This is a genomic window from Snuella sedimenti (assembly GCF_016428595.1).
Classification (GTDB): Bacteria; Bacteroidota; Bacteroidia; order Flavobacteriales; family Flavobacteriaceae; genus Snuella; species Snuella sedimenti.
In genome coordinates, this window is record NZ_JAELVQ010000007.1 from 127608 (window position 1) to 142950 (window position 15343).

General features: G+C 36.6%; 15 protein-coding genes. 3 read left to right on the top strand and 12 right to left on the bottom strand.

Annotation, left to right across the window (positions count from 1 at the left end):
- Positions 1–235: 235 nt before the first annotated feature.
- The 4 genes from JF259_RS07510 to JF259_RS07525 all read right to left on the bottom strand — a co-directional run bounded on the left by JF259_RS07510 (position 236) and on the right by JF259_RS07525 (position 3011).
- Complete coding sequence (locus JF259_RS07510; RefSeq protein WP_199114695.1) at positions 236–547, bottom strand: HpaII family restriction endonuclease; 312 nt, start codon at positions 545–547, stop codon at positions 236–238.
- Between the two features lie 35 nt (positions 548–582).
- Positions 583–930, bottom strand: coding sequence for a hypothetical protein (locus JF259_RS07515; protein WP_199114696.1), 348 nt, complete (start codon positions 928–930; stop codon positions 583–585).
- A gap of 588 nt (positions 931–1518) precedes the next feature.
- Positions 1519–1938: a DUF3995 domain-containing protein gene (locus tag JF259_RS07520; RefSeq protein WP_199114697.1), complete on the bottom strand. Its 420-nt coding sequence runs from the start codon at positions 1936–1938 to the stop codon at positions 1519–1521.
- Positions 1939–2111: 173 nt separating this feature from the next.
- Positions 2112–3011 carry a dihydrofolate reductase gene (locus tag JF259_RS07525; RefSeq protein ID WP_199114698.1) on the bottom strand — a complete coding sequence of 300 codons (900 nt, stop codon included), beginning with the start codon at positions 3009–3011 and terminating at the stop codon, positions 2112–2114.
- A gap of 282 nt (positions 3012–3293) precedes the next feature.
- Here JF259_RS07525 and JF259_RS07530 point away from each other — a divergent pair, with 282 nt between their 5' ends.
- Entirely contained in the window at positions 3294–3590 is a 297-nt protein-coding gene (locus JF259_RS07530) for an isoamylase early set domain-containing protein (RefSeq protein ID WP_199114699.1), read from the top strand.
- 55 nt (positions 3591–3645) lie between these two features.
- Here JF259_RS07530 and JF259_RS07535 read toward each other — a convergent pair whose 3' ends face one another.
- From JF259_RS07535 to JF259_RS07555, 5 genes are all read right to left on the bottom strand, one after another.
- The gene (locus JF259_RS07535) at positions 3646–4470 is read right to left on the bottom strand and encodes a thymidylate synthase (RefSeq protein ID WP_199114700.1); all 825 of its coding nucleotides are present in this window, start codon (positions 4468–4470) and stop codon (positions 3646–3648) included.
- Positions 4471–4600: 130 nt separating this feature from the next.
- Entirely contained in the window at positions 4601–6343 is a 1743-nt protein-coding gene (locus JF259_RS07540; RefSeq protein WP_199114701.1) for a NupC/NupG family nucleoside CNT transporter, read from the bottom strand.
- Between the two features lie 6 nt (positions 6344–6349).
- A complete protein-coding gene (locus JF259_RS07545; protein ID WP_199114702.1) occupies positions 6350–6970 on the bottom strand; it encodes a bifunctional nuclease family protein in 621 nt (206 codons plus the stop codon).
- A gap of 121 nt (positions 6971–7091) precedes the next feature.
- Positions 7092–8051, bottom strand: a complete 960-nt coding sequence (locus JF259_RS07550) for an electron transfer flavoprotein subunit alpha/FixB family protein (RefSeq protein WP_199114703.1) — start codon at positions 8049–8051, stop codon at positions 7092–7094.
- Positions 8052–8151: 100 nt separating this feature from the next.
- Positions 8152–8898: an electron transfer flavoprotein subunit beta/FixA family protein gene (locus JF259_RS07555; RefSeq protein WP_199114704.1), complete on the bottom strand. Its 747-nt coding sequence runs from the start codon at positions 8896–8898 to the stop codon at positions 8152–8154.
- 205 nt (positions 8899–9103) lie between these two features.
- Here JF259_RS07555 and JF259_RS07560 point away from each other — a divergent pair, with 205 nt between their 5' ends.
- On the top strand, positions 9104–10081 hold the full coding sequence (locus JF259_RS07560; protein ID WP_199114705.1) for a pyruvate dehydrogenase complex E1 component subunit beta: 978 nt from the start codon (positions 9104–9106) through the stop codon (positions 10079–10081).
- Positions 10082–10143: 62 nt separating this feature from the next.
- Complete coding sequence (locus tag JF259_RS07565) at positions 10144–12648, top strand: DUF5686 and carboxypeptidase-like regulatory domain-containing protein (protein WP_199114706.1); 2505 nt, start codon at positions 10144–10146, stop codon at positions 12646–12648.
- Between the two features lie 123 nt (positions 12649–12771).
- Here JF259_RS07565 and JF259_RS07570 read toward each other — a convergent pair whose 3' ends face one another.
- Genes JF259_RS07570 through JF259_RS07580 form a run of 3 tightly spaced genes read right to left on the bottom strand, consistent with a single transcriptional unit; the run spans position 12772 to position 15279 of the window.
- Positions 12772–13263 carry a YdcF family protein gene (locus JF259_RS07570; RefSeq protein WP_199114707.1) on the bottom strand — a complete coding sequence of 164 codons (492 nt, stop codon included), beginning with the start codon at positions 13261–13263 and terminating at the stop codon, positions 12772–12774.
- 5 nt (positions 13264–13268) lie between these two features.
- Positions 13269–14468, bottom strand: coding sequence for a cytochrome-c peroxidase (locus JF259_RS07575; protein WP_233164153.1), 1200 nt, complete (start codon positions 14466–14468; stop codon positions 13269–13271).
- A 19-nt stretch (positions 14469–14487) separates the two neighbouring features.
- Complete coding sequence (locus tag JF259_RS07580; RefSeq protein WP_199114708.1) at positions 14488–15279, bottom strand: 3-keto-disaccharide hydrolase; 792 nt, start codon at positions 15277–15279, stop codon at positions 14488–14490.
- Positions 15280–15343 lie beyond the last annotated feature (64 nt).

The following is a 15343-nucleotide window of genomic DNA, read 5'->3' on the forward strand; positions in this document are numbered from 1 at the left end:
CCATGGTTTTAGGGTGCAAAATATTTATACGGCAAAAGAAGAGGCTGCCTTTTTGGACAGCCTCTATTTGTGTCTTGTTTTTAGAAAATTAATGGCTTGTGCAACTATTACTGGTATTGTAAGGTGGCTTTTTTTATTTTTGATCGTTGGCAAAGGCATACTCTTTTACAGTTTGGGTTTAGCTTGGATGGCGCGACTGTGAAAGTGTATGGCTCGTAGCGTTGGGATTTCAGGACTATGCTTTAATCTGAAAGTTTAATTTAATGAATGAACCATCTTCATTTTTGTAAACTGTTCCATATTCCATTTTAGAGCCAGACGGATTGTCAAGTCTTGCAGAATTTTTTAAATATTGTTTGAACTTATTGAAGTCAATTAAATGATAGCAAAGCATTTCTGCATTTGGTTTAATAATGATAATTCCACCGACTATATCATATTTTCCAGACCATACTGCTTTTGAAGTCATTCCTAAAGCAGCCTCAACCAAAAAGTTCACTAACCTATATTCGTAAAATTTATGTCCTTGGGTAAGGTCATAATTCATTGGATTGTCTTTCCTGATTTTTTCAATTACTTCGTTTATTCCTCGAAGTCAATCCAATTATAACACTCAATTGCGTACTCGTCAGGAAATGTCAGATGAAAATATTCGTAGGGTTTGTTCTTTTTTAAAAATCCGAGTAATTTTTCTTTTCGTAATACTTTTGCTTTTCTCAAGTCGAATTGTATAGTCTTGCTTTCTTTGAGGATTTTCAATGCTTTTTCATTGAGTATATATTCATTTATAGAGTGCAAAATATCATTGAGTTTGTTAAATTCAACATCGTCATACATTTTACAGACTGCAATATATTGTCCATTGATTTTTTTATAATCAACGTCCTCAATTGCCCCAGAATCGTCGACGTGAAATGTAAAGTACTTCATTTTCTTCAAATGGTAGGTAACTAGTTATATGCGGAATTATTATACGTATTTATCATCTTTAGTTTCCGGATAAGAGGAACTTTTGTTCCCCATTATAACTTACAGGCTATAAATATAAATAAAAGCTTACAATAGTTGTACAGAGCATTCCTTCTTTCTGTAAAATGCTCTCAGACAATTTTTTAAAAGCCCATACCATCAAATTGAGTAAAAAAATGCTTTAATGAATACTTTTCAAATCGATAGCTATTAACGTGAATAATGCTTAAGACTTCTAATGTCTCCTCCAGTGAAATTTTGGAAGAATTTAGTACTTCGACAAAGCCCGTATCGAGTTTATCGAGATGCTCAGTAGAGCTATCTATAAACACTTTTAGCTGGGAATTTATTTGTTTTCGATACACCAAATCACAGATTTGGCTCTCAAACTGACATAAATTCCTTATCCATTATTCACGTTATTATATATCGTTGTCATCGGTATTGTACCTTCTCTATTTGGCTAATCGACTAAGGGGCGTGTCAGTCAGTATGGCATTCTTGTAGGGCTTACAGACCAGATGAACGCTTAGTTACTAGCTCTATTTTTTATTCCAGAAGTTGCATTAGTATTCCAAATATTCCAATTATCAAACATAAGGGCGAAAAGAATTTGGTGTCCAATTTACCAAAATCAGTTTTCTTTACGCTTTTAAAAAATCCGACATATTTAAATTCGCCAATTGCACGTAAAATAAATATGATTGGAATTATCCAACTTCCGTATTTCATAATCCATTCGGGTAAATTGTGTTCAATAAGTTCAGATTTAAGAATATAAAAAAATCCGAATGCAGTTAATCCAATTCCAACTATCGCACTATCAATTTTTTTCGGATTTAATACTCTATCTCCGTTTTCCTTGGTAGGTAAGGATGCCGAAAAACCAAATGTTCCTCCGATAACCCAATTAAAATGAAGTAATCCAAGTCCAATTAGTATTAAGCTTAATATTATCGAGATAATCATAGTTTTCAGTTGATTGCTCTTAAATTGGTACTATCGTTCAAAAAGTGTGTTGCAAACGAATGCCTTAAAGTGTGTACTGTGACAGGAACATAAATCCTCACTTTCTTTTGAGGTATTATAACAATTCATCTCATATTTTTAAGAGGCTGTGAATTTAAAAAGCGCTATGTCGCTTACTTCCGTTCATAGGTTAAGAACGAGTAATTATGTTCGTTCTTTTCATCTTTCTCGTAAAAAGTTTTAGTAGTTTCTTTCCATACCGTTGTATCTATTTCTGGGAAGAACGTATCGGCTTCGAAGTTGGCATGAACACGTGTTAGCTCAATCTTATCGGCGATGTGCATGGCTTGTTTGTAAATTTCGCCGCCACCTATTATAAATGGCTGGTTGTCGTCTTTAGAGGCATCAATAGCGTCCTCCAGGTTATTAACCACAATCACACCATCTGGAACCGTGTAATTACTTTGTCTTGTAATGACCACATGGGTGCGGTTTGGAAGTGGCTTGGGAAAACTCTCAAAGGTTTTGCGCCCCATAATAATATGATGACCGTTTGTTAGGTTTTTAAAGTGTTTTAGGTCGTCGCTTAAATGCCAAATTAATTTATTGTCTTTGCCTATCGCGTTATTTTCGGCAGCAGCAACAATAATAGTGAGTTCCATGTCTTTCTTGGGAGGTATTTTTTTTGTCACTTCTTTATTGGGCATATCGTTTTCAACTTTAGCCTTAAGTTTGGCTATGCGTTCTTGTTGTAAGCTTACTAGTTTTGCTAATTGCGCCTGTTCCCAGGCTTTGCCCATAAATTTATGAGTGATAAACACATTAAATGTGTGATACAGTAAAACAAATAACCAGATAACAATGGCATGTACAAACCATTCTTTTTCAAAAAAAGTGATGTCCTTACCAATGCCCAGTACGGTATTGGCACCAATTAAAAAGAGCGACCCAATTAAAAATAGGACAAAATGAATATATAGGCGCTTTTTTTGTTTAATGCGGCGTTGCGCCGTTTCAATAAGTGCCAATTGTTCTTTATCTATTTGTGGTGTTGATTTCTTTTTTCCAAACATATCAATAAAATAATGTGGTAAAGTTAATGCTTTTTAATGATATGGTTGTATTAAAAATCGTTCTTAAGAACAATGGAAAGGTATATATATGAACAAGTTAGTGAAAGAAAATTAGTTCAATTGATTTGTTGATCCCATAATTTTTATATAGGAATATTATGTACTTTAAATTAATGTTAAGCCTTATTATTAAATTGATAATTCTTTTATTCAAAGCGAATTAAATGCTGAGTTTTAGGCTATTGTTCTTTAATTTTGTGCCAAACAACACACTTATTTATTATGGCAATAACAAAACAATACTTAAAAAGTAAACCCGTATGTAAAGTCACTTTCTCTATCCTTGCTAAGGAAGCAAGTGATGTATCTGTAGTTGGAAGTTTTAACGAATGGGATACGAAAGCGGCGCCGCTTAAAAAGTTAAAAAATGGCACGTTTAAAGGCACAATAAACTTAGATAAGGATGCTTCCTATGAGTTTAAATACGTTGTAGATGGTAACTATGTTAACGACGAAGCTGCCGATGCTTACGCATGGAACGATTACGCTGCAGCTGAAAACAGTGTAGTGAACGTATAATTTTAGGATTAATAAAAAAAGATAAGCGCTTTCTTGAACTAAGAAAGCGCTTTTTTTATATTGCTACCGAACCTTTAATATGGGGGTGCGGATCGTAATCGACTAAAGTGAAATCCTCGAAGGTAAAATCAAAAATATCTTTAATATCGGGGTTTAATACCATTTTTGGTAAAGGGCGAAGGTCTCTGGACAATTGTAACTCTAATTGTTCGAAATGGTTGCTGTAAATATGGGCATCGCCAAAGGTGTGTATAAAGTCACCGGCCTCGTAACCACAAACCTGTGCCACCATCATGGTAAGCAATGCATAAGAAGCGATGTTAAACGGTACACCCAAAAAGATATCGGCACTACGTTGGTAAAGCTGACATGATAGTTTGCCATTGGCCACGTAAAACTGGAAAAAAGCATGGCATGGAGGTAAAGCAGCTTTGCCTTTAGCAACATTTTCACTAAAGGATATGGAAGTGTCGGGTAAAACCGAGGGATTCCAAGCCGATACGAGCATACGTCTACTATCGGGGTTGTTTTTTAGTGTTTGGATAACGTCTTTAATCTGATCGATCTCATCACTGTTCCAGTTACGCCATTGGTGTCCATAAACAGGTCCCAAATTCCCATTTTCGTCGGCCCATTCGTTCCAGATACGTACGCCGTTTTCGGTTAAATATTTTATGTTTGTATCCCCCTTTAAAAACCAAAGCAATTCATATATAATCGATTTTAAATGTAATTTTTTTGTGGTTACCATGGGAAACCCTTCGCTTAAATCGAAACGCATCTGGTAACCAAAAACACTTTTGGTACCGGTTCCCGTACGATCTTCTTTTAAATTGCCGTTCTCTAAAACATGCTTTACAAGGTCGTGATATTGCTTCATGTTATCTGCTTTTCTTCAATGTTACAAATATATAAAAGCTTGCACCCAATTACATTTGGAAGTTGCTTTTCTGTAAAAAAGTTATTAACTGTCTCGAATAGCTTTTGGCTTTTGGGTATTAGGTGTTGTGCTAACCTATTATCATGCCTGCTATGGTAGCAGAAATCAAGGAAGCAATAGAGCCTCCAATGAGTGCTTTCATGCCAAATTGGGATAAGGTTTTACGCTGACCGGGAGCCAGCGAGCCTATACCACCTATTTGAATACCTATAGAAGCAAAGTTGGCAAATCCGCACAGCATATAAGTAGCCATGATAATCGATTTTTCGTAATTTAAATGAATGCTGTTGGCAACATTTTTTAAATCGCTTAGTTGTATGTATCCTATAAATTCACTAGCGGCTAGTTTAATGCCAAGCAATTGTCCCATTAAGGTCATGTCTTCTTTGGCAACCCCTATAAGCCACATTAAAGGCGCAAAGCAGTAGCCTAATATAAATTCCAAAGACAAACTATTGTATGTTGTATGATTGGCTATAACTTGGTTAAGCGACATGAAATGCCAATCGATATTGAGTGCAGTAATGGTAATGCCATTAAAGTCTGCAACAGTTGCCAAAATGCCATTAAGCATTGCTATAAAGGCAATAAAGACCAAAAGCATGGCACCAACATTAACAGCCAATCGTAACCCCTCGGTGGTGCCGTTCGCAATTGCATCTAATATATTAGTTCCTATTTTATCTTGGGAAATAGTAACATCCGTATTTATGGGATTTGTTTGCGGGTATAGTATTTTTGAAATAACAATAGCTCCCGGAGCAGCCATAACCGATGCCGCTAAAAGGTGCTTCGCATAAAATAAGCGTAAGGCATCATCTTCACCTCCTAAGAAGCCAATGTAAGCAGCTAATACTGCTCCGGCTACTGTTGCCATACCGCCAATCATGACAAGTAGCATTCCAGACTTATTCATTTTCTCTAAGTAAGCCTTAATTAATAGTGGCGCTTCAGTTTGTCCCAAAAAAATATTCCCTACAACGCTTAAACTTTCAGCTCCTGATATTTTAAGTGCTTTGCTTAATAACCAAGCAAGGCCTTTTACCACTTTTTGTATGATGCCTAAATAGAAAAGGACTGAGGTGAGCGCCGAAAAGAAAATAATGGTAGGCAAAACCTGAAAGGCAAAAATAAAACCAAACGTATCCATATCTACCACGAGGCCTTCAAAAAGAAATTTACTGCCTGCCTGTGTGAAATCCAAGACCTTTACAAACAGTTTGCCAACCAGTTCAAACATAGATTTTATAGCCTCAACCTTAAGCACACCAATAGCAATTGATAGTTGAAAGAGTAAACCAATACCAACAAGTTTCCAGTTAATGGCTTTTCGGTTACTACTAAAGGAAAAAGCAATTAAAATTAAAACGGCCATACCTAATACACCTCGCCAGATACTATGAAATGAAAGGCCTTGACTGGCTATCATCGCTGTTGTTGTAAGGGAAGGAGTTGTTGGGGGAGGAGCGGCTTTAAAGTGATATGACGTGTACTTTTCTGTTAAGGTAAACGTTGTATCGGTTAGCTTAGAAATGCGAAAGTTGCGAACGGTATCATAAGGTGTTGTTACATATAATAGGAGCAGCTTGTTTTGATGTATATAATGGCCCGACGTGTTTGCGTTTTCTAAGGCTATAGAGAAATGGAATGCGCCTTGGTCTAGTTTTAAGCGGTCTCCAACTGCTGCATTAAAAAAGCTTGTGTGCCCTTGGTTCGCAATACGATCCAGTAACCATGTTTTTTCTATATCCTGAGCTAAACAAAAAGTAAATCCAAATAAAACAGTTAGTATTAGCAATAAAAACTGTTTCATGAGCTATTATTTACGTTTGGATATTTCGTCGCGAATATGGGCAGCCGTTTCATAATCTTCATTGGCTACAGCCTCGTTTAGAAGTTTATGAAGTTCGTCAAGTGATTTCGATTGATAGTTTTCGCGGGGTGTGGTGGATTCAAGTTCGCCAGCTAGGGTATCATCCATTAAAACGGTATCTTCACCTTCATTTTCCTCATCTTTTTTCGGGCTTACTTTTAAATAAATACCAGCTTTATCCAAAATGTTTTTGTAGGTGAAAATAGGCGCTTGAAAACGAAGTGCCAAAGCAATGGCATCACTGGTTCTGGCATCAATGATTTCTTCAATTTTATCGCGTTCACATATTAGACTGGAATAAAAAACGCCATCGACCAATTTGTGAATAATAACTTGTTTGACTACAATATCAAATCGATCTGCAAAATTTTTAAATAAATCGTGAGTTAAGGGCCTTGGAGGGCGAATTTCTTTTTCAAGCGCAATGGCAATAGATTGTGCTTCGAATGCACCAATTACAATAGGTAATTTGCGCTCGCCATCAACCTCATTTAGTATTAGTGCATAAGCCCCGTTTTGGGTTTGACTATAGGATATTCCCTTTATATTTAATCTTACTAAGCTCATAATTTATAAAAACGCAAAGAACTGTTTAAATTAGGACTTTACCAAATACCAGCAAATAGTTTGTAGGGAAAAGCGCTAATTTAAACAGCCTTATTGTTACTACAATGTAGCAAAAAATAATTTATTGTTGGGCTTTAAATGCTTTTAATTTTTCGATTAATTGTGGTACGACCTCAAAGGCATCACCCACAACACCATAGTCGGCCGCCTTAAAGAATGGTGCATCTGCGTCATTATTAATAACCACTTTTACTTTTGAGGCATTAATACCTGCTAGGTGCTGAATGGCTCCTGAAATACCAATGGCAATATATAAGTTAGAAGCAACAGGTTTACCAGTTTGGCCAACGTGCTCGGCATGAGGTCTCCATCCTAAATCGGAAACAGGTTTCGAACATGCTGTTGCAGCTCCCAAAACATCGGCAAGTTCCTCTATCATACCCCAGTTTTCAGGCCCTTTAAGACCACGACCACCAGATACTACAATTTCGGCATCAGCAATGCTTACTTTGTCGGTAGCCTTATCAACCGATTCCACCGTAACGGTTAAATCGGGAATTGAAGGTGAAAAGTCTTCGGCAGTAGCTTGTGCATTATTCTCAACCAGACCAAATGAATTATTTGAAATACTCACAATTTTAATGTCTGTGTTTATTTGTGTTAATTCAAAAGCTTTATTGGTAAACGCATTACGTTTTACGGTAAATGGGCTTGTGCTTTCTGGTGCTTCAATAACATTGGTTACGTAGCCCGCATTTAGGTCAATGGCTAAAAGTGGTGCTAAATATTTACTGTTGGCACTAGAACTAACTATAATGACTTTAGCAGCTTCCTTTTCGGCAGCTTGTTTAATAACAGCTGCGTAGCCTTTGGCATTAAAATTGGATAATTGATCATGCGATACTTTTAAAACCTTATCTACGCCATAATTGGCTAAAGCCGAAGTGTCTTCAGTATTTATGGTTACGGCCGTTACTGTTGTTCCCAATTGGTTTGCAACTGCTTTGGCATACGAAGCAACTTCTAAAGCTATTTTTTTAAAGGATCCTTGCTCTGATTCTGTATATACTAAAACTGACATATTGTTCTTTTTTGTAATCCTGAACTTGTTTCAGGAACTTATTAAACTTTCCTTATAATTTCATAAGATTCCGAAACCCGTTCCGGAATGATTTAGATGCTTAAATTACTTTGGCTTCGTTGTGAAGTAAATTTATTAATTCGTCTAAGTTATCTGGCGATACTAATTTAACAGCGCCTTTTGCTGCTGGTTTTTCAAATTTAATAGAGGTTGTTTCTGGTGTAGTCTCGGTAGCTTCTACTACGGTTAAAGGTTTTTTACGAGCCATCATAATCCCACGCATGTTAGGGATACGTAAATCACTTTCTTCTACCAAACCTTTTTGTCCGCCAATAACCACTGGTAGCGTTGTTGAAACGGTCTCTTTTCCGCCATCTATTTCTCTTAAGGCAGTAACGGATGAGCCTTCCACTGTAAGGCCAATACATTTGTTTACAAAATTAGCATTGGTTAAACCAGCAACCATGCCCGGAACCATACTCCCGTTATAGTCTATAGACTCGCGGCCCGCAATTACCAGATCGTAGCCTCCTTCTTTAACGACATTGGCTAATTGTTTGGCTACAGAAAAACCATCGGTAGCCTGCATGTTTACACGTATCGCTGCATCGGCACCAATGGCCAAAGCTTTACGTAATGTAGGTTCGGTTTCTTGCCCGCCAACATTTACAACGGTTACATTAGCTCCTTGTTGCTCTTTAAACCACATGGCTCGGGTCAATCCAAATTCATCATTCGGATTAATTACAAATTGCACGCCATTGGTGTCGAACTTCGAATTATCATCGGTGAAATTAATCTTGGATGTCGTATCAGGAACATGGCTAATGCACACTAATATTTTCATAATATTCTGGTATTAATTTGGTATAAGATTATTGAAGCCACGAAGTTAATTATTTTATTTCAAAAATTTATTATGCATGCATAATAAATTTTAAATAATTCATGTAAAAGGATAATTCATTTATTGTTATTTTTGCAGTTCGAGTGAAAAATAGATTCAATATAAACTTAAAAAGTTCTTTCTTTGTGGAAGACAGAAGATAATAATGAAGACAATTCAATTTAGAGAGGCTGTTTGTGAAGCCATGAGCGAAGAAATGCGTCGTGATGAAAGCATTTATTTAATGGGAGAGGAAGTAGCTGAATATAATGGAGCTTATAAGGCCTCAAAAGGAATGTTAGACGAATTTGGACCTAAACGTGTTATCGATACACCTATTGCAGAGCTAGGATTTGCTGGTATTGCAGTAGGATCGACTATGACAGGTAACCGTCCTATTGTTGAGTATATGACGTTTAACTTTTCTCTGGTTGGAATTGATCAAATTATAAATAATGCTGCCAAAATAAGACAAATGTCTGGAGGGCAATTTAAATGCCCAATCGTTTTTCGTGGGCCTACGGCATCTGCAGGACAGTTAGGAGCAACGCATTCACAGGCTTTTGAAAATTGGTTTGCAAACACTCCGGGACTAAAAGTGGTTGTGCCGTCAACACCTTACGATGCTAAAGGTTTGTTAAAGGCTGCGATTCGTGATGACGATCCGGTAATTTTTATGGAGAGTGAGCAAATGTACGGCGATAAAGGGGAAGTGCCAGAGGGCGAGTATGTTATCCCTTTAGGTGTGGCCGATATTAAGCGTGAAGGTAGTGATGTTACTATTGTGTCGTTTGGGAAAATCATTAAAGAAGCTCATAAGGCTGCAGATGAATTGGCTAAAGAAGGTATTTCTTGTGAAATTATCGATTTGCGTACTGTTAGACCAATGGACAAAAAAGCCATTTTAGACTCTGTTAAGAAAACCAATAGGCTGGTTGTTTTGGAAGAAGCTTGGCCATTTGCCAACGTTGCTTCAGAGATAACATATGTAGTACAAAATGAGGCGTTCGATTATTTGGATGCACCTGTTATAAAAATTAATACAGCAGATACGCCCGCACCATATTCGCCTGTTTTGTTGGAAGAATGGTTGCCAAATAGTAACGATGTTATTAAAGCTGTAAAAAAAGTTTTGTATAAATAAAAGTCAATTTTTTACGTTATATAGACTTCATCAACAGTTATGTTGATGAAGTTTTTTGTATTATGAACATAAGACTACTTAGTATATTTTTTTTCTTAGGAACCCTTTTTATAGTAGCCCAGACGAAGGTGAGTGGACGGGTGTTTGACGACAATGATGTCCCCATTTCGTTTGCCAATGTTATTTTTAAAGGCTCAACACAAGGTACCATTACTGATGAAAATGGCACGTTTTATTTGGAATCCGAAGAAACTTGGTCGGCAATAACCGTTTCGTTTTTGGGCTATGAGACTTTAGATGTTTTGTTGGATAAAAAGGTAACTTATAAAATGAAGGTCGTACTTTCCGAAACGGCCTCCGAACTCGATGCAGTCGTGATTATTTCGGGGAAGCAATCCAAAAAGAACAACCCTGCAATCGATTTGTTACGTAAAATATGGGAACATAAACGTAAAAATGGATTAAACCTCTATAAGCAATACGAGTACGATAAATACGAAAAAGTAGAGTTCGATATCAATACCATAGATAGTGCACTTATAAACAGTAAGTTGTTTCGAGGTATGGAGTTTGTGTTTGATAAGGTCGATACTTCAAGAGTAACAGGGAAAACGTATTTACCTATTTTCATAAACGAATCCGTTTCCAAGGTTTATGGAGACAACATTATCAATAAAAGAAAGGAAGTACTAAAAGGGAATAAAAATTCTGGGTTTAGCGATAATCAAGTGATTATTGACTTTGTAGACGACTTGTATTCCGACTTTAATGTCTACGATAATTATTTGAAATTTTTTGATAAGAGTTTTGTAAGCCCTTTGTCTAGAACCGGGATTAACACCTATAATTATGTGCTTACCGATAGTGCTTATATAGATAACAAATGGTGCTATAACATTATTTACTACCCAAGGCGTAAAAACGAATTGACTTTTAAAGGGGATTTTTGGGTAGCCGACTCAACTTATGCCATTAAAGAAATTAGCTTAAGAGCTTCTAAAAGTGCTAATATCAACTGGGTAAAGGATATTTATATTGAACAAGAATTTGAGGTTTTGGACGATTCCTTGTTTTTGGTCAAACGCGATTATATGATGTCGGATTTTGCTTTTAAAAAGAAGGAAGAGTCGCGTGGTGTTTATGGTAAGCGAACCACCTTATACCATAATTACGAATTCGATAGGGTAAAAGATAAGAAGTTTTATGATGCTGAGGTGTATAACTATAGTGAAGATGCATTTGATAGGGATGATGCCTTTTGGAATGAAAACCGTTTAGAAGCGTTAAACAAAGACGAATTGGGTATCTATAAAATGCTAGATACCTTAAAAACAGTTAAAAAGTTTAAACGGCTTTATAACTTGGGAAGCATTCTGGCTTCGGGATATGTAGAGTTCAATACCTTGCCTTTAGATTATGGTCCCATCTTTTCGACTTTCGGATTCAATGAGGTTGAAGGTTTACGCTTGCGTACTGGTGGACGTACTTATTTTGGTCGTAATGATTTGTGGCGTTTGGAAGGTTTTTTGGCTTATGGACTCAGGGACGATAAATTTAAGTATGGTATTTCGGGGAAATGGTTACTGGATAAAAAGAGCCGCCTTATAGTTTCGGGAGGTAACCGACGGGATGTAGAACAAATAGGAGCTAGCTTAACAACTAGTACAGATGTTTTAGGGCGCAGTTTAGCTTCTTCATCGGTTGTAGGAACTGGTGCTAACGATAAGTTAACGTCTATTAGTCTTACTAGTCTCGCACTTGAAGTAGAACCTGTGCGCAATGTAGTTATTAGATTAGGTGGAACGTATCGAACTTTAGAGTCGGCATCGCCAACTTTTAGCTTAGATTACAATACTGATACGGGTGTAGATTCAGAGATAAAACAGTATGAATCCACATTGTCCTTGTTCTATTTCCCAAAGCGAAAGATGACTGGTTTTGGAGTTGAGCGTTACGAGGCAAACGACGATTTTGCACGTCTTTTTGCACAAGTTGGCCGAGGTGATAAAGATTTGTTTAATAGTGATTTTAGCTATACAAAGCTCCAGTTTTCGTATACGCAACCTTGGCAGATTGGAGGTTTTGGACGTTTATATACTACAGTAGAGGCCGGTAAGACCTTTGGTGAAGTGCCTTTGGGCTTATTAAGCGTTATTCCCGGAAACCAGACCTACTTTTCTATTTATAATACCTTTTCGCAGTTAGACTTCTATGAGTTTGTAAGCGATACCTATGCCTCGTTTCATTTAGAACATAATTTTAATGGACGATTATTTTCCAGAATACCTTTCTTGAGAAAGTTCAACCTTAGGGAAATAGTTAGTGTAAGAGGTGTTTGGGGCGATATTTCGCAGAAGAATATCGATTTAAATAAAACGGACAATCCGAATACAATTCCTTTAATCGCACCAAACGATAAACCTTATTACGAATACAGTTTAGGGATTGGTAATATTTTTAAGGTATTTCGTTTGGACTTTAATTTTAGGGGGAACTATAAAGATGAGGTTTTAAATCCTGATGCTAGAAAATTTGGTATTACGGGAAGCTTTGGATTTTATTTTTAACGTGATGAAAGAAACTCATTTGGTTTCGATACAAAATTCTCTTGGAATTTCAATCTGACATGAATTTCATTCAAATGGATAGTTTTTGAATATCGGTTGAATTACATCGTACACATGATAATTTTAGTAATATAGTCCATTTTTTGTGATGGATCGTATTGCTTTTTCTTCATGAGCTATAAGAAAATCGTATGCTTTTTTATCCAGATTGCTTTTAGCTCCTATAAATTTCATAGAGTAGCTCGCCAAAATTGTTTCAAAAATTAGTTTCACCCTTTTTAAATGGTAATCTGATGTTATTACGGTCAAGCGAATGTTTTTCAATTTAGAAATAATAGCTAATGTTTTTACAGCGTCGTCTACGGTATGTTGTGATAGGGCAAAATCGAGAAAAGCACTTTCTGGAATGCCTTGTGTTATGAGATATTGTTTAGCGCAGAAGGCATGTGCTTGCTCAGTTATATTAAAATGTGCCCCCCAACCACCAGTGCAAAGCACTAACATGTCCTTTTCATAGTGTTTTACACAACAATTTAGTCTGCTTATAGCAGTGTCGCTTAACACGCCTTCGGAGTTGTTAGGAGATCCTAAAACGATTAATACATCGGTTAGCATAACAATTAATTAATATTGCCTCCAACCATAAGGCCGCTAGGGACTTTATCTGGAATTGTTTTATCGAAGCTATCATCATTCAGTGTGTTTAAAAAGGATATTATGGGCGCCATGTCCTTAACTTTAAGCGTGAGTTTTTTAGCTAGGCTATCAACGTTACTAGTAGCTACTTTAGGGTTTCTGGATTTATTAAACGAGAGGTCTTCATAAAATTCCAATACACGTTCTAATGTTGGGAGGGTTCCGTTATGCATGTAAGGAGCTGTAAACCTTAAATTGCGAAGGGTGGGTGTGCGAAATCCAAATTGTTGTTCGAAACCGTCATCGGCTTTTGTAAGCTTTGTGTTTTCGGGAACACTTAGGGTGTGAATTTTATAATCGGAAAGCATCGGGCCGTTATGACAATTTATACAGCCTACCTTTTTAAAGGTATCAAAGCCTTCTTTTTCAGAGAGGGATAAAGCATCATTATCACCACGCATGTACTTGTCGAAACGGGAATTATTGGTTACTAAAGTGCGTTCGTATGCAGCAATGGCTTTTCCTATGTTATCAATAGTTATAGGCGTATCTTCCTTAAATACATCTTTAAACAATTTTTGATATTCTGGAATAGCTTTTAATCGGGAAACAACTTCTTTTAAAATGTCTTCTTCCGAATACTTTAATCCGCGCATTTCTTCCAGTGCTTTTATGGGTTCTATGGCTTGGGTTTCTAAACTGTTTACTCTAGAATCCCAAAACATGGGAGCGTTTTGGGGTGCGTATTGATTTGATGGGGTTATGCCGTTATAAGCAGTGTTTAAAACAGTATGGGCGTTGCGTTTTACAAACGGAATATGGTTTGGGGTTTTAAAAAAGCGTTTGCTGCCAAAACCCTTACCATTAGCTCCAATGGAGAGATCCCTAAATTCTGCATAACCATTTTTAGGGTGATGGCATGTTGCACAGGCCACATCTTTATCGCCCGATAAAATAGGGTCGAAAAAAAGAAGCCTCCCTAGATGTGTTTTTTCCTCAGAATGAGGGTTGTCTACAGGTGTTTTTATTTTTAAAGGCAGTGCGTTAATACGTGTATCAATACGAGCAACAGGTTTAAGAGGTGTGCTAGTTTTGGAGGTTTTTTTGTTGCAGCTTAATAATACCATTAAAATCAAAATAGGTAAGTTTTTATATAGCATGTTTCTGTTGCGCACTTCCTTCATTATTGTAATAGCAATTTTGTTAATCTAATTCTTTAATAAATATATCTTTAAAGGCAACACCTTGTCCTTCGGCTTGTAGTCCTATGTAGCCTTCTTTAAGTGGTGTTCCATCTATTTTTATAGCAGGATTAAATCGGTTGGCAACACCACCACCAATAGTTGGTTTGCTGTACTGTAATACAGTGTCTTTATTTACAATATGGACAATAAGGGAATCTTTATAAACAATTAATTCACCGTTTACCCATACGTCCCATTTATAGGTTTTAGAAGAGGAATTGATGCAATGTCGTGGGTCGAGCTCGTTATTGTAAATTACATCTGTCCCGGGAGAACACATATTACCTGTAGGACGCGGGTTGCCATCACCAGCATCTGCCAGCATCTGGTATTCAACAGAAATGGGCCAATCCTGTTCTTTTAAAATTGTTTTTGGATCTTGAGAATGGAACATAATACCACTATTTCTATAAGTATAAGAAGGTGCATCTTCAAGCCATTGATTGGTAAATCGGTATTTGAACTTTAAGTGGTATGATGAAAATGATTTTTTATAGAATAGGTGGCCATAACGTTCGTTAAATGTATCGTAATCGTCATAGCTAACCTGAATAGCACCATCTTTTACCCTAAATGTGTTAGCGTAATTATCTCCTACTTCATGATGGTGGATTTTGGGAATCCAGCCATCTAAATCCTTACCGTTAAATAGAACTTGCCAGTCATTGGTACTTTTTTTGGAGTTGTTGTTGCCACATGAAAAAATTAGTAAGGCACCAGTAAATAAAAGGAAACGTTTTAATGGGATCATTTTAAGCTATTTTTAGTATTATCGATTATTATTTTATAAGTGGTTTGTATTATTGTTTGGCTTT